Annotated in this window: 22 protein-coding genes and 1 pseudogene; 12 read left to right on the top strand and 11 right to left on the bottom strand. The window is 74.8% G+C overall.

Translation table 11 applies throughout. The features are described 5' to 3' along the window. From HLB15_RS24570 to HLB15_RS23795, 4 genes are all read right to left on the bottom strand, one after another. Nucleotides 1-339 (bottom strand): anti-sigma factor family protein (locus HLB15_RS24570; RefSeq protein ID WP_171106616.1); only part of this gene is annotated, 339 nt, incomplete at its 3' end. After that, the gene (locus HLB15_RS15235; protein WP_171106615.1) at nt 336-857 is read right to left on the bottom strand and encodes a sigma-70 family RNA polymerase sigma factor; all 522 of its coding nucleotides are present in this window, start codon (nt 855-857) and stop codon (nt 336-338) included. The genes HLB15_RS24570 and HLB15_RS15235, both read right to left, overlap by 4 nt. A gap of 9 nt (nt 858-866) precedes the next feature. Further along, on the bottom strand, nt 867-1,544 hold the full coding sequence (locus HLB15_RS15230; RefSeq protein ID WP_171106614.1) for a YceI family protein: 678 nt from the start codon (nt 1,542-1,544) through the stop codon (nt 867-869). 102 nt (nt 1,545-1,646) lie between these two features. Beyond that, complete coding sequence (locus tag HLB15_RS23795) at nt 1,647-2,195, bottom strand: SDR family NAD(P)-dependent oxidoreductase (RefSeq protein ID WP_283243413.1); 549 nt, start codon at nt 2,193-2,195, stop codon at nt 1,647-1,649. On the opposite strand from HLB15_RS23795, the gene HLB15_RS23790 reads away from it, so the two are divergent. Next, entirely contained in the window at nt 2,082-2,525 is a 444-nt protein-coding gene (locus HLB15_RS23790) for a MarR family winged helix-turn-helix transcriptional regulator (protein ID WP_311979586.1), read from the top strand. The genes HLB15_RS23795 and HLB15_RS23790 overlap by 114 nt on opposite strands. A gap of 9 nt (nt 2,526-2,534) precedes the next feature. Here the strand turns inward: HLB15_RS23790 and HLB15_RS15220 are convergent, their stop codons facing one another. Further along, a complete protein-coding gene (locus tag HLB15_RS15220) occupies nt 2,535-3,704 on the bottom strand; it encodes a UDP-N-acetylglucosamine--N-acetylmuramyl-(pentapeptide) pyrophosphoryl-undecaprenol N-acetylglucosamine transferase (RefSeq protein ID WP_171106612.1) in 1,170 nt (389 codons plus the stop codon). A 275-nt stretch (nt 3,705-3,979) separates the two neighbouring features. On the opposite strand from HLB15_RS15220, the gene HLB15_RS15215 reads away from it, so the two are divergent. Further along, on the top strand, nt 3,980-4,168 hold the full coding sequence (locus HLB15_RS15215; protein WP_171106611.1) for a hypothetical protein: 189 nt from the start codon (nt 3,980-3,982) through the stop codon (nt 4,166-4,168). 67 nt (nt 4,169-4,235) lie between these two features. On the opposite strand, the gene HLB15_RS15210 is transcribed toward HLB15_RS15215, so the two are convergent. Beyond that, on the bottom strand, nt 4,236-5,003 hold the full coding sequence (locus HLB15_RS15210) for an IclR family transcriptional regulator (protein ID WP_171106610.1): 768 nt from the start codon (nt 5,001-5,003) through the stop codon (nt 4,236-4,238). 89 nt (nt 5,004-5,092) lie between these two features. Between HLB15_RS15210 and hutH the strand changes: the two genes are divergently transcribed. The 5 genes from hutH to hutI are packed head-to-tail and all read left to right on the top strand — an operon-like array spanning nt 5,093 to nt 12,435. Beyond that, nucleotides 5,093-6,673 carry a histidine ammonia-lyase gene (gene hutH, locus HLB15_RS15205; RefSeq protein WP_171106609.1) on the top strand — a complete coding sequence of 527 codons (1,581 nt, stop codon included), beginning with the start codon at nt 5,093-5,095 and terminating at the stop codon, nt 6,671-6,673. 53 nt (nt 6,674-6,726) lie between these two features. Beyond that, nucleotides 6,727-8,403 (top strand): urocanate hydratase, encoded by a 1,677-nt coding sequence (hutU, locus tag HLB15_RS15200; RefSeq protein ID WP_171106608.1) that lies wholly within the window; start codon nt 6,727-6,729, stop codon nt 8,401-8,403. After that, nucleotides 8,400-9,767 (top strand): allantoate amidohydrolase, encoded by a 1,368-nt coding sequence (locus HLB15_RS15195; protein ID WP_229785021.1) that lies wholly within the window; start codon nt 8,400-8,402, stop codon nt 9,765-9,767. Before hutU ends, HLB15_RS15195 begins: the two co-directional genes overlap by 4 nt. Before the next feature lie 41 nt (nt 9,768-9,808). Continuing rightward, a complete protein-coding gene (locus HLB15_RS15190; protein ID WP_171106607.1) occupies nt 9,809-11,206 on the top strand; it encodes a formimidoylglutamate deiminase in 1,398 nt (465 codons plus the stop codon). After that, the gene (gene hutI, locus HLB15_RS15185) at nt 11,203-12,435 is read left to right on the top strand and encodes an imidazolonepropionase (RefSeq protein ID WP_171106606.1); all 1,233 of its coding nucleotides are present in this window, start codon (nt 11,203-11,205) and stop codon (nt 12,433-12,435) included. Before HLB15_RS15190 ends, hutI begins: the two co-directional genes overlap by 4 nt. A 92-nt stretch (nt 12,436-12,527) precedes the next feature. On the opposite strand, the gene HLB15_RS15180 is transcribed toward hutI, so the two are convergent. The 4 genes from HLB15_RS15180 to HLB15_RS15165 form a co-directional block, all read right to left on the bottom strand. After that, the gene (locus HLB15_RS15180; RefSeq protein WP_171106605.1) at nt 12,528-14,318 is read right to left on the bottom strand and encodes a glycoside hydrolase family 35 protein; all 1,791 of its coding nucleotides are present in this window, start codon (nt 14,316-14,318) and stop codon (nt 12,528-12,530) included. An 82-nt stretch (nt 14,319-14,400) separates the two neighbouring features. Continuing rightward, complete coding sequence (locus tag HLB15_RS15175; RefSeq protein WP_171106604.1) at nt 14,401-15,741, bottom strand: ABC transporter substrate-binding protein; 1,341 nt, start codon at nt 15,739-15,741, stop codon at nt 14,401-14,403. A 52-nt stretch (nt 15,742-15,793) separates the two neighbouring features. Continuing rightward, the gene (locus HLB15_RS15170; protein ID WP_171106603.1) at nt 15,794-16,720 is read right to left on the bottom strand and encodes a carbohydrate ABC transporter permease; all 927 of its coding nucleotides are present in this window, start codon (nt 16,718-16,720) and stop codon (nt 15,794-15,796) included. A 3-nt stretch (nt 16,721-16,723) separates the two neighbouring features. Next, nucleotides 16,724-17,593: a carbohydrate ABC transporter permease gene (locus HLB15_RS15165; RefSeq protein ID WP_171106617.1), complete on the bottom strand. Its 870-nt coding sequence runs from the start codon at nt 17,591-17,593 to the stop codon at nt 16,724-16,726. A gap of 222 nt (nt 17,594-17,815) precedes the next feature. Between HLB15_RS15165 and HLB15_RS15160 the strand changes: the two genes are divergently transcribed. The 3 genes from HLB15_RS15160 (at nt 17,816) to HLB15_RS15150 (ending at nt 20,655) form a co-directional block, all read left to right on the top strand. Then, the gene (locus tag HLB15_RS15160) at nt 17,816-18,823 is read left to right on the top strand and encodes a LacI family DNA-binding transcriptional regulator (RefSeq protein ID WP_229785023.1); all 1,008 of its coding nucleotides are present in this window, start codon (nt 17,816-17,818) and stop codon (nt 18,821-18,823) included. Between the two features lie 132 nt (nt 18,824-18,955). Next, nucleotides 18,956-19,687 (top strand): phosphatase PAP2 family protein, encoded by a 732-nt coding sequence (locus HLB15_RS15155; RefSeq protein ID WP_171106601.1) that lies wholly within the window; start codon nt 18,956-18,958, stop codon nt 19,685-19,687. A 56-nt stretch (nt 19,688-19,743) separates the two neighbouring features. After that, nucleotides 19,744-20,655 carry a diacylglycerol kinase family protein gene (locus tag HLB15_RS15150; RefSeq protein ID WP_171106600.1) on the top strand — a complete coding sequence of 304 codons (912 nt, stop codon included), beginning with the start codon at nt 19,744-19,746 and terminating at the stop codon, nt 20,653-20,655. 22 nt (nt 20,656-20,677) lie between these two features. On the opposite strand, the gene HLB15_RS15145 is transcribed toward HLB15_RS15150, so the two are convergent. Further along, nucleotides 20,678-21,436, bottom strand: coding sequence for an IclR family transcriptional regulator (locus HLB15_RS15145; RefSeq protein WP_171106599.1), 759 nt, complete (start codon nt 21,434-21,436; stop codon nt 20,678-20,680). A gap of 253 nt (nt 21,437-21,689) precedes the next feature. Between HLB15_RS15145 and HLB15_RS15140 the strand changes: the two genes are divergently transcribed. Together HLB15_RS15140 and HLB15_RS15135 are read left to right on the top strand one after the other, a co-directional pair. Beyond that, nucleotides 21,690-22,670 carry a cytochrome P450 family protein gene (locus HLB15_RS15140; RefSeq protein ID WP_171106598.1) on the top strand — a complete coding sequence of 327 codons (981 nt, stop codon included), beginning with the start codon at nt 21,690-21,692 and terminating at the stop codon, nt 22,668-22,670. Nucleotides 22,671-22,684: 14 nt separating this feature from the next. Then, nucleotides 22,685-22,914: pseudogene (locus tag HLB15_RS15135) on the top strand (Re/Si-specific NAD(P)(+) transhydrogenase subunit alpha); the annotation flags it as partial.

Raw genomic sequence — 22,914 nt, 5'->3', positions numbered from 1 at the left:
GGTGCGGCGCCGTCTCCGGGACCGGCGCGCCGCCCCGGCGAGGCTCGCCAGCGGCACGACGTCGGCGCCCCCGGGGTGGGGGAGGCCGAGGTCGTTCCCGGGTCCGTGGTCGGGGCCGGGCGCGTCGGCCGCCAGGGCCTCGGCGTGCGCCGCGGTGAGGGTGCTGAGCAGACCCGGCATGCCCGCGAGCTCCGCGACGGCGCCGCGGCACGTGTCGCACTCCGCCAGGTGCCGCTCGTACGCCCTGCGGTCGCTGGGGCTCAGGGCGCCCAGCACGTACGCGGCGTCCCAGTCGGCGTACCGGTCGCCCGCGTGCTCGTCGTCCGCCGCCGGGATCATGCCGTGACTCCTTTCTCCTGCAGGGCCAGGCGCAGCGCGCGCAGCCCGTAGTGCAGGCGCGACTTCACCGTGCCGGGAGCTATGCCCATCTCCGCGGCCAGCTCGGCCACCGAGCGGCCGCCGTAGTACGCGCCGACGACGACCGCCCGGTGCGCGGGCGAGAGCGAGACGAGGGCGTCGGCCACGAGCCAGGAGTCGAGCACGGCCTGCGTCGTGTCCCGCTCCACGCGGTCGGGTACCTCACCCGTGGCCCGCTCGCGCGTACGGCGGGCGCTGCGCAGGTGGTCGACCGTGAGGTTGCGCGCGACGGTGAACAGCCAGGCCCGCACCGAGTCCTCGGAGCGCTCGAGCACGTCGGGGTGGCGCCACGCGCGCAGCAGGGTCTCCTGCACGACGTCGCGCGCCTCCTCCTCGTCGCCCGTGCGCCGCACGACGTACCGGAACAGCGCGTCGGCGTGCGCGTCGTGGACGGCGGCGAGGAGCTCGTCCTCGGCGCTCGCGCCTGGTCTCACGGTCACCTCCCTGCGCTACTGCTCGAGCTGGAGCGAGAACTCGATGCTCCCATCGTCCTCCACCGTGACGAAGCCGAGGTCGGGTGCCTCGACGTCGAAGTCGGCGAACGTGATCGGCACGCTGCCGACCACCTGGACGGGCTCGCCGCTCGTGGCGTCGCCGGCGATCTCGGCCTCGACCGTCGCGGGCTGCGAGACGCCGTGGATCGTGAGGGTGCCCGTGAGCTCGACGGCCGTCGCGCCCTCCTCGAGCGGCGCGGGCTCGGTGAGCTCGAAGGTCGCGGTCGGGAAGTCACCGACCTCCATGGCCTGGTCGCGGAAGTAGACGTCGCGGGGCGGCTCGTCCGTCGCGACGCTCGCGACGTCGACCTCGACGGTCGCCGCCGAGATCGCGCCGTCGGCCACGGTGACCGAACCCGAGACGTCCTCGGTCCGGCCCGTGACGGTGACGTCGTTGCCCTGCAGCACCTCCTCGACCCGGTAGCCGGCGAAGGAGCCCTCGCCGATCGTCCAGGTGCCCGCCACCGCGTCGGCGTCGGGCAGCGCCGCCGCCGGCTGCTCGAGCGCGGGGGCGTCGGCGGCGACCGAGTTCGCCCGGTCCGCGTAGAGCCCGGGACCCCAGATCGCCGCCGCCGCGCCGACGACGACCACCGCCGCCCCGACGCCGATGCCGACCTTTGCTCCTGTGCGCACGTGGGCCCCTCTCGTTCGCGGGCCGACCCTGCGCCGGCCTCTGCCCCTCACGACGGGTGAAAGGTCCGGTCGGTTCAATCGGGTTCTCGTGACTTCATGAGCTCACTCCGCCCGGACCGTGTCCATGCCCACGGTGCGGTTGACCCAGGCCGTGAGGCGCGTGGTGGTGGTGCGTGGGAGGAAGCGCGCGGCCCAGGAGCCGACCTGGTTGAGCCGTCGGCCCGGGTAGGACGCGCTCCGGCGACGGGCGAAGTCGTCGAGGGTGCGGCGTGCGACGTCGCCGGGTGCGTCGACGCGCCGTGGGTCCATCGTGTGCGTGGTGCCCTCGAAGAAGCTGGTGTCGGTGCCGCCGGGGTGGGCGGCCATGACGTGGACGCCGGTGCCGCGCAGCTCCTCGGCGAGTGCCTCGGTGAACGACAGCACGAACGCCTTGGTCGCGCCGTACCCGGCCTGGTACGGCATGGGCTGGAACGCGGCCGTCGAGGCGACGTTGATGATGCCGCCGCGCCCGCGGGCCGCCATCGTGCGGCCCAGCGCGTGGCTGAGCGTCATGAGGGCCGTGATGTTCAGGTCGACCGCGACCTGGTTCGGCTCGAGCGGCCGCTCCAGGAAGGGGCCGGCGGGGCCCATGCCCGCGTTGTTGAGGAGCAGGTCGACCGGCGTGTCGTCGAGGTCGCGATCGATCCGGAGGAGCCGCCGCCGTCGATGACGGTGATGGCCGAGCGGCTGCACTGCAACGCGCCGAACCTGAGCTTCGTGGTCAAGCAGCTCGTCGAGCGCGGGTACGCCGAGCGCGCCACCGACCCGCACGACCGCCGGTCGCGCGTCGTCGTGCTGACGGACGAGGGTCGGCAGGCCCGCGCCGAGGTGATCGCGGGGACGCTCGAGCGGACGCCGTTCGCCGTCCTCGACGGGGCCGAGCTGCGGGAGCTGGCGCGGTTGCTGGCCAAGGCGCTCGGCCCGGCCGGCGGGGGCGGCTGACCGCCGGCGTCAGGAGCTCCCCGCAGCCTCGAGCAGCACGTCGACCAGCCGGTCGGCGGCGTCGGGCCGGCCGTCGGCGCGCGCGTTGTCGGCCATGCGCCCGCGGCGCCCGGCGTCGGCGAGCAGGCCTGCGAGGGCCCCGCGGAGGTCGGAGACGGTGAGGTCGCCCTCGAGGGCGATCGCCGCGCCGAGGGACTGCAGCCGGCGCGCGTTCTCGGCCTGCTCGTTCCCGGCCGACGACGCCAGCGGGATCAGCACCGACGGCTTGCCCAGCGCGGTCAGCTCGGCCACGGTGCCGGCGCCGCTGCGGGACACGACGAGGTCGGCCAGGGCGAGCACGTCGGGCAGCTCGGGGCCCACGAAACCCAGGACGCGGTAGCGCGCCGCGAGCTCGGCGGGCAGGGACGCGGTGCGCTCGAACATGGCCGGAAGGTGGTCGGGCCCGCACTGGTGGACCACGTTCGCGTGCTGCAGCAGCCAGGGCAGGGCGTCGGTGACCACGGTGTTGATCTGCGCGGCGCCCTGCGCCCCGCCCGTGACGTACAGGACGGGCAGGTCGGGGTCGAACGAGTCCAGGCCCAGCGCGTCGACGGCCTTGAGCGGCTCGCCGGTCAGCACCTCGGCGCGCACGGGGTTGCCGGTCACCACGGCCCGCTCGCGCACGCGCTCGGGCAGCAGGTCGAGGGTCGGCGGCGACGACACCGCCACGCGTGTGGCTCGCTTGGCCAGCAGGCGGTTGGCCAGCCCGAGCCCCGTGGTCTGCTCGTGCACCACGAGCGGACGGCGCAGCATGTGCGCGGCGAGCCCGACGGGCACGGCGACGTACCCGCCCGTGGACAGGATCACGTCGGGCCGGAAGTCGGCGACGATCGACCGGGCCTGCGCGACGCCGACCGGCACCCGCGCCATGTCCTTCATGTTCGCCGTGGTGAGCATGCCCAGCGGGTTGGCCGACCGGCGCAGCTTGCCCGTGGCGACGGGCACGAAGCGGATGCCTTCCGACGCCGTGACCCGTGCCTCCAGCCCGTCCGCCGTCCCGGCCCAGAGCACGCCGACCGGGGTGCCGTCCGCGACCAGCCGGGCCTGCAGCGCGCGGAGCGTCGTGAGCGCCGGGTAGGTGTGCCCGCCGGTCCCTCCGCCGGTGACGAGCAGTCGGAACTCGCGGGACTCTGCACTCACGAAGACATCTCCCAGGACGGCGGTGAGGGGGGTGCGAGGCCCACTGTAGGCGATCTGGGCTGGGCGGATGCTTCGCGGTCGTGGTCCGGGTCGCCCCGGGTCGATCAGCGCCCGGCCCCGGCCTGCCGGGTGAAGAAATGTGCGGACACGAATGTCGCCGTCGCGTTCTATTTCTTCATTTCTTTTTTCTCTTGACGCATTCCTTGAGGGTGGGGAAGTATTTCGCCACCCCCCGTGCGGGCACCAGGCCCGCTCATGAAGGAAAGCAGTCGATGATGGGTGATGGAATTGCGGCGGGCGTCGCCGTGAAGGTCACCGGGGTGTCGAGCACCGAGCGCGGCTCCCAGGGCGTGGTGAAGGCCATCCGGCGCGGATGGACCGGCAAGGAGGCCGTCGTGGTGGCGACGGGAGTCCTCCGTACGCGGGAGTTCACGGTTCCGCTGAGCGATCTCTCGAGGGCCTGATCTGCGATTCCGCGGCACCTGTCGCTGAATTTCGCACCAAGCCGTTCCGGGAATCTTTTCGGCACCATTACCGGGCCCCCAGACGGCGGCTCACCTCCCGCGCTGCGACGGCGGCGTGCCGGGCCAGACCGGCCCGCGCGTCGCCGTCGTACGCCTCCGACCGGAACGTGAGCGCCAGGCCCGCCACGGGCCGGCCCGTGTGGTCGACGACGGCGGCCGCCACCGACGCGAAGCCCACCGACACCTCGCCGTCCTCCTCGGCCCAGCCCCGGGCACGGCTCTCCCGGAGCACCGTCCGCAGCTCGCGCAGCGTGCCCGGCCCGGCGCCGGTGAGGTCGGTGAACGACCCCGGCGTCGGGTACAGGGCACGCACCTGCGCGGGCGGCAGCAGCGCGAGCACGGCCCGCCCGCTCGCGGTCAGGTGGCTGGGGAGGTGGACGTCGACGTCGGTCACCAGCGGCGGGCGCGCCGGGGCACGCTGCTCCACGAGGTACAGCACCTCCCGGCCGTTGAGGACGGCGAGGTGCCCGTTCTCGCCCGTGCTCTCCACGAGGCGCGCGACCACGGGCGCCGCCAGGCGGGTCAGCGGCGCCTGACGCGTGTACGCGCTGCCCAGACCGAGGGCCGCCACGCCCAGCCCGTACCGGCGCTCGTCGGGGAAGTGCCGCACGAACCCCTCGTCGCGCAGCACCGACAGCAGGTGGTAGACGCTCGAGCGCGGCAGCCCGAGCCCGTGCGCGATCGCGCCCGCAGGCACCGGGCCGGGCTGCGCGGCCAGGAAGGTGAGCAGACGCGCGGTGCTCCGCGCCGCCGGGACCGTGCTGCTCCCCGCCACTGCGACCTCCCCGTGAGCTGTCTCGTATCCCAGACCCTATCCGTGCCCGGCCCCGCGCCGACCGCGCCCCTGCGGGGTTCGATGGGGCCATGAGCACCCTGCACACTCCTGGGCACGACTCCCACGTCGTCCTCGACGGCACGCCGCTCGGCGTCGAGCAGGTCGTCGCCGTCGCCCGCCACGGGGCCCCCGTCGAGGTCCACGCCGACGCGCTCGAGCGCATGGCCCGCAGCCGCGCGGTCATCGAGGACCTCGCCGACGACACCGTGCCCCACTACGGCGTCTCCACCGGCTTCGGTGCGCTCGCCCGCCGGCACATCCCCGCCGAGCAGCGCGCCCAGCTCCAGCTCAGCCTCGTCCGCTCGCACGCCGCGGGCTCGGGGCCCGAGGTCGAGACCGAGGTCGTGCGCGCGCTGCAGCTGCTGCGTCTGGCGACCCTCGTCACCGGGCACACCGGCGCCCGGCCCGCGACCGCGCAGACCTACGCCGCGATGCTGAACGCCCACCTCACGCCCGTCGTCCACGAGTACGGGTCGCTCGGCTGCTCGGGCGACCTCGCGCCGCTCGCGCACGTGGCGCTCGCGGCCATGGGGGAGGGCCGGGTGCGCGACGCCGACGGCGCCCTCGTCGACGCCGCCGGAGCGCTGGCCGCCGCGGGGATCGAGCCGCTGGTGCTCGCCGAGAAGGAGGGGCTGGCCCTCATCAACGGCACCGACGGCATGCTCGGCATGCTCTGCCTCGCGGTGCACGACCTGCGCCGCCTGCTCACCACCGCCGACGTCGCGGCGGCCCTGTCCGTCGAGGCCCTGCTCGGCTCGGACGCCCCGTTCGCGCAGGACCTCGTGGCGCTGCGGCCGCACCCGGGCCAGGCGGCGTCGGCGGCGAACCTGCGCCGGGTCCTGGCCGGCTCACCGCTCATGGCGAGCCACCGCGAGCTCGACGAGCACGGCGACCCCGCGTGCACCCGGGTGCAGGACGCGTACTCGCTGCGCTGCGCGCCCCAGGTGCACGGCGCAGCCCGCGACACCCTCGAGCACGCCGCCACGGTCGCGGGCCGCGAGCTCGCCTCGGCGATCGACAACCCCGTGGTCACCGACGACGGCCGCGTCGAGTCCAACGGCAACTTCCACGGCGCCCCCGTCGCCTACGTGCTGGACTTCCTGGCGATCGCGGTCGCCGACGTCGCGAGCATGAGCGAGCGGCGCACGGACCGGTTCCTCGACGTCGCGCGCTCCGAGGGGCTGCCCGCGTTCCTGGCGCACGATCCCGGCGTCGACTCCGGGCACATGATCGCCCAGTACACGGCCGCCGGGATCGTCTCGGAGCTCAAGCGGCTCGCCGTCCCCGCGAGCGTCGACTCGATCCCGAGCTCCGCCATGCAGGAGGACCACGTGTCCATGGGCTGGGCCGGGGGCCGCAAGCTGCGCCGGGCGCTCGACGGGCTGGCCCGCGTGCTCGCCGTCGAGGTGCTCACCGGGGCGCGCGCCCTCGACCTGCGCGCGGAGGCACCGGCCGCGGGCACGCGTGCGGTGCGCGACGCCGTCCGCGCCGTGGTGGCCGGGCCCGGGCCCGACCGGCACCTCGCGCCCGAGATCGAGCACGTGGTCGGCCTCGTGACGAGCGGACGGGTCGCCGCAGCGGCCGCCGACGTCGTCGGGCCGCTGGACTGACCGTGACACCTGAGCCGACCCCTGAGCCGACCCCTGAGCCGAAGGAGACCCAGATGACCCAGCCGTACGACCGGGGCACCCCCGTCGCCGTCCGTGCCCCGCGGGGCACCGCCCTGACCGCCCGGAGCTGGCAGACCGAGGCGCCGCTGCGCATGCTCATGAACAACCTCGACCCCGAGGTGGCCGAGCGGCCCGACGACCTCGTCGTCTACGGCGGCACCGGCCGGGCGGCGCGCGACTGGCCGAGCTACCACGCGATCGTCCGCTCGCTGACCGACCTGCGCGAGGACGAGACCCTGCTGGTCCAGTCCGGTCGGCCCGTCGGCGTGCTGCGCACCCACGAGTGGGCGCCGCGCGTGCTCATCGCCAACTCGAACCTGGTGGGGGACTGGGCCACCTGGCCGGAGCACCGCCGCCTCGAGCAGCTCGGCCTGACCATGTACGGGCAGATGACGGCCGGGTCGTGGATCTACATCGGCACCCAGGGCATCCTGCAGGGCACCTACGAGACGTTCGCCGCGGTGGCCGCCAAGCGGTTCGGTGGCACGCTCGCGGGCACCCTCACCCTGACCGGCGGCTGCGGCGGCATGGGCGGGGCGCAGCCGCTGGCCGTGACGCTCAACGGCGGCGCGTGCCTCGTGGTCGACGTCGACCCGGCCCGCCTCGAGCGGCGCGTCGGGACCCGCTACCTCGACGTCGTCGCGGGCTCGCTGGACGAGGGCGTCGAGCTCGCGCTCGCGGCGCGGCGCGACCGGCGCGCGCTGTCGGTGGGCGTCGTCGGCAACTGCGCCGACGTCGTGCCCGAGCTGCTGCGCCGCGGCGTCGAGGTGGACGTCGTCACCGACCAGACCTCGGCGCACGACCCGCTGTCGTACCTGCCGTCGGGCGTCACGCTCGAGGAGTGGGCCGCGCTCGCCCAGGAGGACCCCGACGGGTTCACGGAGCGGGCCCGCGAGTCGATGGCCCGGCACGTCGAGGCGATGGTCGGGTTCCAGGACGCGGGCGCCGAGGTGTTCGACTACGGCAACTCGATCCGCGACGAGGCCCGCCAGGCGGGGTACGGCCGCGCGTTCGACTTTCCCGGGTTCGTGCCCGCGTACATCCGGCCGCTGTTCGCGGAGGGCAAGGGGCCGTTCCGCTGGGCGGCCCTGTCCGGCGACCCGCGCGACATCGCGGTGACCGACCGGGCCGTGCTCGACCTGTTCCCGGAGAACGACCACCTCGGCCGCTGGATCCGCGCGGCCCAGGACCGGGTCGCGTACCAGGGCCTGCCCGCCCGCATCTGCTGGCTCGGGCACGGGGAGCGCGATGTCGCGGGCCTGCGGTTCAACGAGCTCGTCGCCGCGGGGGACGTCGCGGCCCCGATCGCCATCGGGCGCGACCACCTCGACTCCGGATCGGTCGCCTCGCCGTACCGGGAGACCGAGGCGATGGCGGACGGCTCCGACGCCATCGCCGACTGGCCGCTGCTCAACGCCCTGGTCAACACGGCGTCGGGCGCCACCTGGGTGTCGCTGCACCACGGCGGCGGCGTCGGCATGGGGCGGTCGATCCACGCCGGGCAGGTGTCCGTGGCGGACGGCACGGAGCTCGCCGCGCAGAAGCTCGCCCGGGTGCTCGCGAACGACCCCGCGACGGGCGTCCTCCGGCACGTCGACGCCGGGTACGACGACGCCGTGGCCGCGGCCGCGCGCGGCGGCCTGCGGGTGCCGATGCGGGAGGGTGCGTGACCGGCGTCGGCGCGCTGCTCGACGCGATCGCCGACGTCGGGCGGGCGCCGTCGGGTGGGTACGAGCGGTTCGCGTGGACCGGGCACGACCTGACCCTGCGCGAGTGGTTCGCCGCCGAGGCGGCCGCGCGCGGGCTCGCGGTGACGGTCGACCGGGCAGGGAACCAGTGGGCCTGGTGGGGCGACCCCGACGCCGACGGCCCCGGCGTCGTGACCGGCAGCCACCTCGACTCGGTCCCGGGCGGCGGCGCGTTCGACGGCCCCCTCGGCGTCGCGAGCGCGTTCGCGGCGCTCGACGCGCTGCGTGCCGCCGGCGTCGTGCCGCGTCGGCCGCTGGGCGTCGTGAACTTCTCCGACGAGGAGGGCGCACGGTTCGGGCTCGCGTGCCTCGGGTCCCGGGCGATGACCGGGACGGTGCCGGCCGAGCGCCTGCTCGGGCTGCGCGACGGCGCGGGGGACAGCCTCGCGGAGGTGCTCGGGCGGGCGGGGGCCGTCCGGCCGGACGCCTACGGCCACGACCCCGAGGCGCTCGCCCGGGTCGGCGTCTTCGTCGAGCTCCACGTGGAACAGGGCCGCTACCTCGCCGACCTGCCCGCCGACGAGGCCGCGCCGGTCGCCGTCGGCTCCGCGATCTGGCCGCACGGGCGATGGCGCGTCGACCTCGCGGGCGAGGCCAACCACGCGGGCACGACGCCCCTGGCCCACCGCCACGACCCCATGCTCGACCTCGCGCGGCTCATCACCGACGTGCGCGCCGCGGCCGAGCAGGCCGGTGCGCTCGCGACGCTGGCCAAGGTCGAGGTCGACCCCAACGGCGTCAACGCGATCCCGTCCCGCGTCCGCGCCTGGATCGACGCCCGCGGGGAGACGGAGGCGGCGGTCCGCGCGGTCCTCGGCCCGGACGCCGCCGGCGGCCGCCCGCCGAGTGCAGACTTCCCGCCAGGCGGCCCGTCGACGGCAGACTTCCTGACAGGAACGGGCGCCGCGGCCGGGACGAGCTCTGCAGTCGGCAGCGGCGGGGCTCGAGGGCTCCGTCGGTGGGGGCTCGTCGAGGAGTCGTGGACCCCCGCGACCGTCTTCGACCCGGCGCTCGCCGCACGGCTGGCCGACGTCGTGGGGAGGCCCGGCTCGGCACTGCCCGCTCCCGTGATCGGGACCGGGGCCGGGCACGACGCCGGGATCCTCGCCGCGGCCGGCGTGCCCACGGCGATGCTGTTCGTCCGCAACCCGACCGGCGTCTCGCACTCCCCGGCCGAGCACGCCGAGCCGGCCGACTGCGCCGCGGGGGTCCGCGCACTGACCGCGGTCCTGACCGACCTGCTCACGGACCCGAGCGGCCCGGCATCCGCGGTCGGCACGCCGTGACCCACCCCGCCGCCGACCGCCTCGAGACCGACAGGAGGACCATGACCGCCTACTGGTGCGAGCGGGCCTGGCTGCCCGACGGCGTCGCCGAGTCCGTGCGCGTCGAGACCGCGGGCGGGCGGATCGTCGCCGTCCGGCCCGGGACTCCGCCGTCCGACCAGGACGTCCGCCTGGCCGGGCTCGTGCTGCCCGGCCTCGCCGACGCCCACTCGCACGCCTTCCACCGCGCCCTGCGCGGACGTACGCACTCCGGCGGCGGGTCGTTCTGGACCTGGCGCGAAGGCATGTACGCCCTCGCGCGGGCCCTCACCCCGGAGCGGTACGAGCGCCTCGCGCGCGCCGTGTTCGCCGAGCTGGCGCTCGGCGGCACGACGGCGGTCGGCGAGTTCCACTACGTCCACCACCGCCCTGACGGCACCCCCTACCCCGACGACGCGGGCGGCCCGAACGCCATGGCCGAGGCCCTGCGCGCCGCCGCCCGCGACGCCGGTGTGCACCTGACCCTGCTGGACACCTGCTACCTGCGCGGCGGCCTCGGCCCGGACGGGCACGAGCCGCTCGCACCCGAGCAGGCCCGGTTCGGCGACCGCACCGTCGAGCGCTGGGCCCGCCGCGTCGACACGCTGCGCACCGCCTGGGCCGACGACGACCGCGTGCTCGTCGGCGCGGCCGCCCACTCGGTGCGCGCCGTGACCCCCGACGAGCTCGCCGCCGTCGCCCGCTGGGCCCACGAGGCCCGCGCCCCGCTGCACGTCCACCTCTCCGAGCAGCCCGCGGAGAACGAGGCGGCGCTCGCGGCCTTCGGGGTGACCCCGGCCCGCCTCCTGCACGACGCCGGCGCGCTCGGCCCCGGCACCACCGTCGTCCACGCGGTGCACCTCACCGACGACGACGTGGCCCTGCTCGGCGGCAGCGGCACCGGCGTGTGCCTGTGCCCGGCCACGGAGCGCGACCTGGCCGACGGCATCGCCCCCGGCCGGCGGCTCGCGGACGCCGGGAGCCCGCTCTCGGTCGGCACGGACCAGCACGTGGGCGCTGACGTGCTCGCCGAGGCCCGCGGCGTCGAGGAGCACGAGCGGCTCGCGACCGGGCGGCGGGGCGCGTTCACGCCGGCGGAGCTGGTCACGGTGGCCACTCGGCACGCCGCCCTGGGCCGGCCGGACGCGGGGCGTCTCGCGGCGGGCGCGCCCGCCGACCTGGTCGCGGTCCGGCTCGACACCGTGCGCACGGCCGGGGCCGACCCGGCGCAGTCGGTCCTCGTGGCGGGGGCGGCGGACGTGTCCGACGTCGTCGCGGGCGGCGAGCACGTGGTGCGCGGGGGCGTGCACCGGCTCGGCGACGTCGCGGGGCTGCTCGCCGAGGCGGTCGACGAGCTGTGGGCGGCGGCCCGACCCACGACCCGACCCACGACCCGGCCCACGACGAGGAGCGACGCATGAGCCTGCTGCTGACGAACATCGGCGAGCTGGTCACCCACGACCCGGCGCACGGCGCGCCCCCGGACGGTCCCGGCACCGCCCTGAGCACCAGCTCGGACACGGACGCCGCCCTCGGCATCGTCCGCGGGGCCGCCGTCGTCGTCGAGGACGGCCGGGTCGCGTGGACCGGGCCCGCGGCGCAGGCCCCCGCGGCCGACGACGCCGTCGACCTCGCGGGCCGGGCCGTGCTCCCCGGGTTCGTGGACTCCCACGCGCACCTCGTGTTCGCGGGGGACCGGTCGGCCGAGTTCGCGGCCCGGATGACCGGTGAGCCGTACACGGGCGGCGGCATCGCCACGACCGTCGCGGCGACCCGGGCCGCGGCCGAGGACGACCTGCGCACCCGGGCCCGGGCGCTCGTCACGGAGATGCTCGCGCAGGGCACCACGACCGTGGAGGTCAAGAGCGGCTACGGCCTGGACGTCGCGACCGAGGCCCGCACGCTGCGCGTCGCGCGCGAGCTCACTCCCGAGACGACGTTCCTCGGCGCGCACACCGTCCCGCCCGAGTACCTGACCGACCGGTCCGGTTACCTGGACCTCGTCACCGGCCCCATGCTCGCCGCGTGCGCGCCGCACGCCCGGTGGGTCGACGTGTTCTGCGAGCCCGCCGCCCCCACCGCGTTCGACGAGGACGAGGCGCGGGCCGTGCTGCGCGCCGGGCAGCGGGCCGGGCTCAGCGCGCGGGTGCACGGCAACCAGCTCGCGGCCGGGCCGGGCGTGCGGCTCGCGGTCGAGGTCGGGGCGGCGAGCGTGGACCACTGCACCCACCTGACCGGCGCCGACGTCGACGCGCTGGGCGGAGCGGACACCGTCGCGACGCTGCTGCCCGCGGTCGAGTTCTCGACGCGCTCGCCCTACCCCGACGCGCGCCGTCTGCTCGCCGCGGGTGCCACCGTCGCGCTGGCCACGGACTGCAACCCCGGGTCGGGGTTCAGCTCGTCGATGCCGTTCGTCGTCGCGCTCGCGGTCCGGGAGATGCGGATGAGCCCCGCCGAGGCGCTGTGGTCGGCGACGGCGGGCGGGGCGCGCGCCCTGCGCCGCGACGACGTCGGCCACCTGCGGGTCGGCGCCCGGGCGGACCTGGCGGTGCTGGACGCCCCGACCCACCTGTACCTGTCCTACCGCCCGGGGGTGCCTCTGGTACGTGAGGTGTGGCAGGCGGGCACGCGCTCCATCGTCGGTCGCTGAGATCTGGTGTTCCCGGCGAGATCTGGTCGCGCACGGCCAGATCTCGCCGGGAACACCAGATCTCGCGGGGCTGGGAGACCCCGGGCGGGGCGTTACTGCTCCGTCGGGCCCAGGTCCGGGCCCGGGGCGAACGTCACCCGGGTCGCCGCCGTGCCGTGCAGCTCCAGGAGCACGAGCTCGTTGCCGTCCTCGCGGACCAGCGGGCCGGGCACGTAGAGCGTGTGCGTCGGGCCGAGGCTCCAGTACCGGCCGAGCAGCTCGCCGTTGACCCAGGCGAGGCCCTTGGTCCAGCCGTCGAGCCGGAGGAAGTGGTCCTGGCCGGCCGCCGACGCGAACATGCCCCGGTAGAGCCCGGCGCCGCCCGGCCGCCCGGCGGGCAGCGCACGCCCCGGCGCGTCGAGGGCCGCGCGCAGCAGCTCGGGCGCGTCCTCGACCCGCAGCGCGCCCACCTCCCACCGGTCCAGGGTGCGGGCCGCGGTCCGCACCGGCCCGATCACGCCCTTCGGCTCACCCAGCCGCGGGCCGTAGTTGACCCGGCCCTGGTCCTCGACCAGGAGCGTGAGGTCCCCGGCGCGCGCGGGGAGCGCGACGCTGAACGTGTGCGACCCGCGGTCCAGCACGCCCACCTGCTCGTCGTCGACCAGGACGACGGCGCGGTCGCGCACCTCCTCGACGCTCAGCACGAGGTCGTCGGCGCCCAGGCGCGTGCGGTAGACGGCGAACCCGGACCAGAGCCCCAGGTCGTCCGTGGTGGGCACGGCCGGGAAGGCACGCAGGTCCTCACGCAGCAGGCTCGGCAGGGCGTGGGCCAGCGGCACGCGCGCGGCGAGGTCGACGTCGAGCGCGGGCGCGGTGGCGCGGCCGGTGAGCTCCGCGGCGTCGGGCACGGGGCGGTGGCGGGCGATGACCTCGCGCATCGCCCAGAACTTGGCGGTCGGCGTGCCATCCTCGGCCAGCGGGGCGTCGTAGTCGTACGACGTCGTGATCGGCCGGTAGATGCCCTTGTCGTTGGCGCCGCTGGTGAGCCCGAAGTTGGTGCCGCCGTGGAACATGTAGAGGTTGACGGAGCCGCCGGCCGCGAGCAGGTCGTCCAGGTCGGCGGCGTTGGCCTCCGCGGGCGCCACGTGGTGCTCCAGGCCCCACGAGTCGAACCAGCCGTTCCAGAACTCCATGCACATCAGCGGGCCCTTCGGCTGGTGCCGTCGCAGCACCTCGAGCCGCTCGGTGCTGCGCGAGCCGAACGTCGCGGTCCTGTGCAGCTCGGGCAGGCCGCCGCGCGCCAGCATCTCGTCGTCCGCCTGGTCGCACGTGAACAGGGGGACCTCGATGCCCTGCTCGCGCACCAGGTCCACGAGCGCGCGCAGGTACCGCTGCCGCTCCGGCAGGGGGTCGTCGCCGTAGGCGCCGTACTCGTTCTCGACCTGCACCATGAGCACCGGTCCGCCGCGGGTCACCTGGCGCTGCGCCACGAGCGGCAGCAGGTTCGCGTAGTAGGTGCCGATCGCGTCGAGGAACCGCGCCTCGTGCCTGCGGATGCCGACGCCCGGGTCGGCCAGCAGCCAGGCGGGCAGACCGCCGCCCGTCCACTCCGCACAGATGTACGGCCCGGGCCGCACGATCGCGTGCAGCCCCTCCGCGGCCACCAGGTCGAGGAACCGGCCCAGGTCGCGCCGTCCGTCGAGGTGGAAGACGCCGCGCTCGGGCGCGTGGAAGTTCCACGGCACGTAGGTCTCGATCGTGTTCAGGCCCATGAGCCGGGCCTTGCGGATCCGGTCGGCCCACTGGTCGGGGTGCACCCGGAAGTAGTGCAGCGCTCCGCTGACGACTTGCATCGGCTCGCCGTCGAGCTGGAAGTGCTCGGGCCCGATCTCGAACGTGGGCATAGGGGGTTCCTCGGTGTTTCGTGACACGGACGACGGCGGGGAGCAGGCCCCCGCCGTCGTCATGGATGGTGGTGCGGCCGCGTCACTCGGTGACGGTGAAGCCCTGCTCGTTCCCGTAGGAGACGATCGACTCCTGCCAGGCGGCCAGCCCGTCGGCCAGCGGCGTCGACCCGGTGTAGGCCTGGCCCACGGTGTCGGGGAAGACGCTGTTGGCGTAGACCTGGTAGGGCAGGTACTGCCAGCCCTCGACGACGCCGGTGGCCGAGGCGGACAGCACCTCGTTGATCCGCTGCCCGCCGAAGTACTCGGGCTCCTCGGCGAGGAACTCCTCGTCGTTCAGGTCGGCCAGCGTGGCCGGGAAGTTGCCGCCCGCCAGGCGCGTGGCGACGCCGTCGCCCGCGTTGGCGTACTCGAGGAACCCGTACGCGAGAGCCTTCTTGTCGCTGGCCTCGGTGATCGCGAGCGAGGATCCGCCGTTCTCCGCGGTCTCGTTCGCGCCCTCGGTCCACTGCGGCATGGGCGCGACGCGCCAGTCGCCGGAGGCCTGCGCGGCGCCCGACTCGAGGTTGGCGGGCATCCAGGCGCCGGTCACGAGCGCGGCGATCTCGCCGTTGCCCAGGCCCTGGAACCACTCGTCGCTCCAGCCCGGCACGTCGGCCAGGAGGTCCTCGTCGATGAGCTGCTGCCAGAGCTCGGTGAACTTCGCGGTGCCCTCGTCGGCCAGGTCGACGGTGACGTCCGTGCCGTCCACGGCGAACGGGTGGCCACCGGCCTGCCAGATCATCGAGGTGGCGAACCCGGCGTCGCCGTTGTCGGCCAGGATGTAGGTGTTCTCGTCGTGCTCGTGGATCGCGCGGGCCGCCTCGAGGAACTCGTCCCACGTCGCGGGGACCTCGACGCCGGCCTCCTCGAAGGTCTTCGCGTTGTAGAACAGCGCCATGGGGCCGGAGTCCATCGGCAGGCCGTACACGGCGTCGCCGTCGGTCACGGCGTTCCACGTGCCGGGGGAGTAGGTGCCGTCGAGCTCGCTCGCGCCGAACGGCGCCAGGTCGGCGAGCGACCCGGCGATCGAGAACTGCGGCAGCGCGTAGTACTCGACCTGCGCCACGTCGGGCACACCGGAGCCCGCCCCGATCGCGTTCTGCAGCGCGACGTAGTGGTCGTTGCCGGTGCCGACGTTGGCCAGCTCGACGTCGACGTTCGGGTACTCGGCCTCGAAGTCCTCGACGACCTGGTCCAGCGTGGGCTCCCAGGCCCACACCAGCAGCTCGCCGCCCTCCTCCAGCGCCGCGGCGACGTCCTGCGGGGACACCTCCTGCGCTGTGCCGGGGTCGTCCGACCCGGAGCCGCACGCGGTCAGGGCGAGCGCAAGGGCGCCGGCCGCTGCGACCGCGCCGACGGCGCGGTGGTGGCGGATGGTCATAAGTGTTCCTCTCACTTCGTCGTCAGATCTGGGGGGCAGTGGTGAGGGTCGTTCACTCCTTGACGCTCCCCGCGGCGAGGCCCGACTGCCAGTAGCGCTGCAGCAGGAGGAACGCCACGACGAGCGGGAGGATGGTGAGCAGCGAGCCCGCGATGACGAGGTTGAAGATCGCCTCGCCGCCCGCCGTCGTGGCCTGCGCGTTCCAGGCGTTGAGGCCGAGGGTCAGGGGGTACCAGTCCGGGTCGCGCAGCATGATGAGCGGCAGGAAGTAGTTGTTCCACGTCGCCACCACGGTGAACAGCAGGACCGTGACGATGCCGGGCGCCATCATCGGCAGGCACACCTGGAAGAAGGTGCGTGCCTCGCCCGCGCCGTCGATGCGGGCGGCCTCGATGATCTCGTCCGGCACGGCCTCGGTCGCGAAGGTCCACATGAGATAGAGCCCGAACGGCGAGATGAGCGACGGGATGATCACCGACCAGGGCGTGTTGGTGAGGCCGAGGTTGGCGAACATGAGGAACGTCGGCACGGCGAGCGCGGTGCCCGGCACGGCGACGGCGCCGATGACGACGGCGAACACGGCCCGCTTGCCGGGGAAGTCGAACTTCGCGAGGCCGTAGCCGCCGAGCAGGGCGAGCAGCGTGGCGCCGCCCGCGCCCAGCACCACGTACAGCAGCGTGTTGAGGAACCAGCGGCCGAAGACGCCGTCGTCGTAGGTCAGGACGCCGACGACGTTGTCCCAGAGGGCGAAGTCCCCGCTGAACCACAGGCCGAACGAGCTGAACAGGTCGGGCTGCGTCTTGGTGGCGTTGATGAGCAGCCACACGAGCGGCACGAGGGCGTAGACGCCGACCAGCGCGGTGAGCACCGTGAGCAGGACGCTGCGCGTGGGCCGGGCGTGGGAGGAGCGGCGCACGCGCAGGCGGGGCCGGGTCGGGCGGGTGCGCGTGGTGGGCGCCGTCAGCAGCACGTTGGTCATGGCTCAGGCCTCCTTGCGCATGCCGCGCAGCTGCACCACGTAGGCCACGAGCATCGTGAGCACGCCCATGATGATCGCCACCGTGGCCGAGTAGTTGTACTGCTGGCCGGAGAAGGACAGCGAGTACGCGTACAGGTTCGGCGTGTAGTGCGTCGAGATGTAGTTGGGTGACAGCGGCTGCAGGATGCTCGGCTCGTTGAAGAGCTGGAAGGAGCCGATGATCGAGAAGATGGTCGCGATCACGAGGGCGCCACGGATCGCGGGCAGCTTGATCGCGCTGATGACCCGCCACGGGCCGGCGCCGTCGATCTCCGCGGCCTCGTAGAGCGAGGCGGGCACCACGCGCAGCGCGGAGTAGAAGATCAGCATGTTGTAGCCCACGAACTCCCAGGTCACAATGTTGCCGATCGCCGGGAGCACGAGGGACGAGGTGAGCGGGGCCGGGAGGTTCCAGCCGAGCAGGTCGTTGAAGTTGCCGACCAGGCCGAACCGCTCGCCGTACATGAAGCCCCACATGAGCGCGGCCACGACGCCGGGCACCGCGTAGGGGAGGAAGATCGTGAGGCGGAAGAAGTCGCGCCCGTACAGGCGGCCGCTGTCGAGGGCGAGGGCCACCAGCAGGGAGATGCCGAGCATGACCGGCACCTGGACCAGCAGGAACAGCGTCACGCGGCCGACGCCGGACCAGAACTGCGGGTCGTTGAACGCGCGGACGTAGTTGTCGAGGCCGACGAAGGACGTGCCGCCGACGAGCTGCGTCTGGAACAGGCTCAGCCACAGGGAGTACGCGATCGGAGCGAGGAAGACCAGGGCGAACACGGCCATGAACGGTCCGACGAACCCCCAGCCGGTCCAGCGGGAGCGGCGCCGCATCCGTCTCGCGGTCTGGGGCACGGCCGGTGGCGATGCGAGCACGGTCACGGGAGATCGCTCCTTCACGGGTGGGGGTCAGCATGGCGTCGTGTTGACGTCAACATGGTGACCGGGACTAGGGTGCTCGTGAGTTTCCGGGGTGTCAAGCGGCCGACCGGGACGCAACACCGAGACGCAACACGGAGACACCGCACGGAGACGCAGCACGAGGAGGGGGGTGCCGTGGAGGGCAGAGGCCCGTCCCTGGCCGACGTCGCGGAGCTCGCCGGGGTCTCGACCCAGACCGTGTCCCGCGTGTCGATGGGCCTGGACAACGTGCGCCCGGCGACCCGGGACCGGGTGCTGGCGGCGATGGCGCAGCTCGGCTACGCGCCCAACACCGCGGCGCGGGCGCTGCGGTACGGCAGCTTCCGCACCATCGGCATGATCGCGCACCGGCTCGCCCGGACGGGCGAGTCCCGGACGGTCGAGGCGGTGGTCGAGGCGGCACGTACCGAGGGATACACGGTCACCCTCGTCGACGTCGAGAGCCCCTCGTCGCAGGACATGGCCGCCGCGGCCGCCCGGCTGTCGCACCAGGCCATCGACGGCCTCGTCATCGTGCGGGCCGAGACGGCGACGCCGGACACGCTCGCCCTGCCCCCGCGCATGCCCGTCGTGGTGTCGGACTCGCGGTTCGTCGGCCACCACCCCGCCGTCGGCACCGACCAGGCCGGGGGAGCGCGCAGCGCGACCCAGCACCTGCTGGACCTCGGCCACCGCACGGTGCACCACGTCGCCGGGCCCGCCGGGTCGGCGCCCGCGCAGGTGCGCGCCGAGGCGTGGCGGGCCGCGCTGGAGGCGGCGGGCGCCGTCGTGCCGCCCGTGGTGGAGGGCGACTGGAGCGCCGGCTCCGGGTACGCCGCGGGCCGCGCGCTGGCCGCTGATTCGGGCGTGACCGCGGTCTTCTGCGCCAACGACGAGATGGCCGCGGGTGTGCTCCGGGCGCTGCACGAGGCGGGCCGGGCCGTGCCGGACGAGGTCTCGGTCGTCGGGTTCGACGACATCCTGCTCGCCGAGCACCTCTGGCCGCCGCTGACCACCGTGGCGCAGGACTTCGACGAGATCGGCCGCCGGCTCGTCGCGCGCCTGCTGCGGCAGGTGCGCGGGCAGGACGGTGCCGACCTGCACGAGGTGGTGCCCGTGGAGCTGCGGGTCCGGGCGAGCACCGCGCCGCCGCCGCGCGCCTGACCCGCCGCGGATCGACGCCTGGCGGACACGCGCTCGGTACCGGCCATTCACCCCGCACGCCGTAGGATCGGCACGATGGCGCAACCGAAGGTCAGGGGTGTAGAACGCGTGGGGTCACAGTCAGCAGGGACCTTGCTCGATCCGCCGACCCGTCCGACCTGGCGCAGCTCCGTCGTCGCCGCGATCCTCGGCGTGCTCGTGTTCGCCGTGTGCATCTGGCAGGTGGTGGTCCGCGGCCCGTTCGTCGCCTGGGACTGGCAGTTCCACTTCTACGTGGACGCCCACCACCCGGTCGGCTGGTCGAAGACGTTCCTCGACATCGTCGCGACCGTCACGGGCGAGCGCCTGTTCACCATCCCCATGGTGGGCGGCACCGCCCTGTACGTGGCGCTCAAGCAGGGCGGCCGGGGCACGCTGTGGCAGGTCGGCACGCGGCGGCCGGTGCTGGCCGTGCTGGCGGGTCTCGTGACGATCGCGTCCATCGGGTACGGCACCAAGTTCGGGCTGGGCCGCACGGGCCCGCACCACAACATGGACGTGCTGCACGCCGGTGGGCAGGCCTTCCCGTCCGGGCACGCCGCCAACACCTTCTTCACCGGGTTCTTCATCCTGTGCCTCCTGTACTCGGCCAGCGGGCTGCGGCCCGACCTGCACCGGCTGCGCCTGCTCGTGCCGGTGGTGGGCGGTGTCGTCGTGATCGCGGGCGCCCTGATGTCGTGGCTCGACTACCACTGGCTGAGCGACATCCCCGGCGGCTGGCTGCTCGGCTTCATCGCCTGCATGGTGAGCCTGTCGGTGCTGCGCGGCGGGCAGCGCAGGGTCCCGGCGGCCGGACCGCCGGCGCCTCCTGCGCCCGGCTCCTGAGCCCGGCTCCTGACCGCCGGCCCGCGCCGCCTCGCGGACCCGGCAGAATACGCGCCATGACACAGCCGTCAGGCGGGCAGGTCGCCGTGCTCGTGAACCCCGTCTCGGGGCGTGGAGCAGGGGCGCGGGCCGGGCGGGTCGCGGCGGACCGGCTGCGGGAACGGGGCTGCGACGTCCGCGTCCATCAGGGCACGTCCGCTGCCGAGACCGTCGCCCTCGGCCGGCGCGCGGTCGAGGAGGCGCCGGACGCGCTCGTCGTCGTCGGTGGCGACGGCACGGTCGCCGCGGTGCTCGGGCCCGTGCTCGACTCCGGCGTCCCGCTCGCCGTGGTCCCCGGCGGCACCGGCAACGACCTCGCCCGCGAGCACGGCATCCCCCTCGGCGACCCCGCCGCCGCGGCGGACCTCGTGCTCGACGGCGCCCGTCGCCGGGTCGACGCGGGCACCGTGACGACGGCGGACGGCGCGGTGCGCCACTTCGTCACCGTGCTGTGCGCGGGGCTCGACTCGCTGACCAACGAGCGCAGCAACCGCATGCGATGGCCGACGGGCCCCGCGCGGTACACCGTCGCCGTCTACCTGGAGTGGCTGCGGCTGCGGACCCGGCGGTACCGGGTGCACCCCGTCGGTGCGCCGCCGCTGGTGCAGGACGGGTACCTGCTCGCGGCGGGGCTGACGCGGTTCTACGGCGGGGGAGTGCCGGTCTGCCCCGACGCCGACCCCGCGGACGGCCTGCTGGACCTCACGCTGGTCCAGGCCGTCGGGCGGTTCCGGGTGCTCGCGTTCGACCGCCGGATCAAGGCGGGCGTGCACACGCGGCGACCCGACGTGACGACCCTGCGCTCGTCCGCCGTCCGGCTCGAGGGGCCCGCCGGCCTGGTGGCGTACGCGGACGGCGAGCCGGCCGGGCGCCTGCCGCTCACGGTGGAGGCGCACCGGGAGGCGCTGACGCTCTGCGTGCCCGCGTGAGCAGCCGGCGCCGGACCCGGGATCAGGCCGACGTGAGGTCGCTCGCGACGAGCCGCAGCTCGCGACGGGCGTGCTGCGGCACGACCTCGTCCGGCACCGTGAGCCCCACGGCCCAGGACGGCTCGCTCTGTCTGCGCGGCACGAGGTAGGCCGCGCACGTGATGCCGTCCCGGAACTCGCCGTGCTCCTCGACCACGGTGTCGGGCCGCATGCGGGCCAGCTGCGAGTCGAGCGCCGAGATGTCCGTGGCCGTGCGGGGCGTGAACTTGCGCATGCCCGCGTCGACGACGAGCTCGTGGCGCTCGCGCCGGGACATGCCCAGCAGCAGCGCCTTGCCGAGCGCGGTGGCGTGGGCCGAGACGTCGAGGCCCCGCTCGAGGTCCTCGACGTACGGCGACCCGGGTGCCTCCGCGTAGTCGACGATGACGACGCGCCCCGCGCTGATCCGGCCCAGGTAGGCGCTGTAGCCCGTGCTCTGGGCGAGATGGCGCAGCACCTCGCGCGTGTCGGCGCCCCGGCCGAGCGAGCCGAGCTGCTCGTAGAAGCGGTTGCTGATCTGCTCGCCGACGTCGTAGGTGCCGTCCTTGAGGCGCGCGACGTAGCCGGCGTACGCCAGGGTGCGGACCAGGTGGTAGGTGGTCGAGAGGTTCAGGCCGCTGCGCCGGGCGATGGCCTTCACCGGGAGCCCCGGTGTGCGCGTCACCACCTCGAGCACACGCAGGGCGCGAGCCACGCTCTGCACCAGGTCGTCCGGGCGTTCCCGCTCGGAGTACAGAGTCACGTGCCCCCCTTGCTCGGCGAAGTGTTCGTCGATTCGGCTCGTCGATCGCTGGGTCGTCGATGGCTGGTCGGGATGGTCTCGACAGGGTGGTGCGAGGGTGCGACAGTGTATGCCCTCGCGGACATCGTAGCCATGGCGGGGGCCGTGGTCACGGACGTGGCGGCTGCACGGGTGGGTTCACCCTGGGCGATCGAGGACGACTGCACAGAGCGATGGATCCATGAAATTACCTGAACCGGACCAAATCGGGCAAGTGCTCCGGCTCGACGGCATGACGGGCGTGGTGGCGCTCCGGCCCCTCGCGGAGGCGTCCGCGCTGCCGGACTCCCGGGTCTTCTACGACGCGCTCGCGCGCGAGTGGGGCGACGTCGCGCCCGTCGAGCTCGAGCCCGGCGTGCCCGCGTGGCTCGTGCTCGGGCAGCGGCTCGTCTACGAGGTGATGCGGGGCGACCACGTCTTCGTGACCGACCCGCGCCGGTGGAACGGGCACGCGCGCGGCGGCCCGCCGCCCGGGTCCGGCCTCGCCGCGATCCTCGCGCCGCACCGCCGCCGGGCCGCCAACCACACCGACGGCGTCCTGCACGAGCGCCTGCGCGCGCCGCTCGACGACGCGTTCGCCCGCCTGGCCGCGTCCGAGGGCAGCACGGCGGCGCGCGTGCGGACCGTCTGCGGCCTGCTCGTCGACCGGTTCGTCCACCGGGCCGAGGCGCGGCGGCCCGAGGGCACCGGCGAGGCCGACCTCATGGCCGAGTACGCGTCGGCGCTCGGGTACCTCGTCGTCGGCGACCTCGTCGGCCTCGACCCCGAGGACGGGCACCGGCTGCACGACCTGACGCGGCGCCTCGTGGCCGGTGACGCCGGCGCCGTCGAGGAGGCCGACCGGACGCTCGCCCGTGCCGTGGCGGCCCGCCGGGCGCGCCCGCGCCGGGACCTCGCCGGCGAGCTGGTCGCCCACCCGGGCCTGCGGGACGACGTCGAGGTGGTGCACTCCCTCCTCGCCGTCGCGTGCGCCGGGTACCTCACGCTGCCCGCCTGGGTGGGGCAGACGCTGCTGCTCGCGCTGACCGACGCGCGCCTCGCCGCGCGGCTGCACGGCGGCCGGCTCGACCTCGAGCTCGCCGTCCCCGCGTCCGACCTGCGCTGGACCGGCGGCCCCTGGATCCGGCAGCCCGACCGGCTGCCCGTGACGTTCCGCCCGGTCGTGTCGGCGGCGCACGGTAGGTTGCGCACGTGAGCGAGGAGGGTCACATGCGGATCGGCATACCGGACGACGGCGGGCCGCTCGTGCCCGCCACCCCCGCGACGACCGGCCGGCTGGTCGGGCTGGGCTACGACGTCGTGGTCGCGGCGGGGGCCGGAGCGGGAGCGGGCTTCCCCGACGCGGCGTACGAGGCGGCCGGTGCCGCCGTGGTGCCCGGCGAGGAGGCCTGGGCCGCCGACGTCGTCGCGGTGACCCGCGCGCCCGCGGACCTCGCGGC

The sequence above is a fragment of the Promicromonospora citrea genome, assembly GCF_013004695.1.
Taxonomy (GTDB): Bacteria; Actinomycetota; Actinomycetes; order Actinomycetales; family Cellulomonadaceae; genus Promicromonospora; species Promicromonospora citrea.
This window is presented reverse-complemented; position numbering and strand designations above follow the sequence as displayed.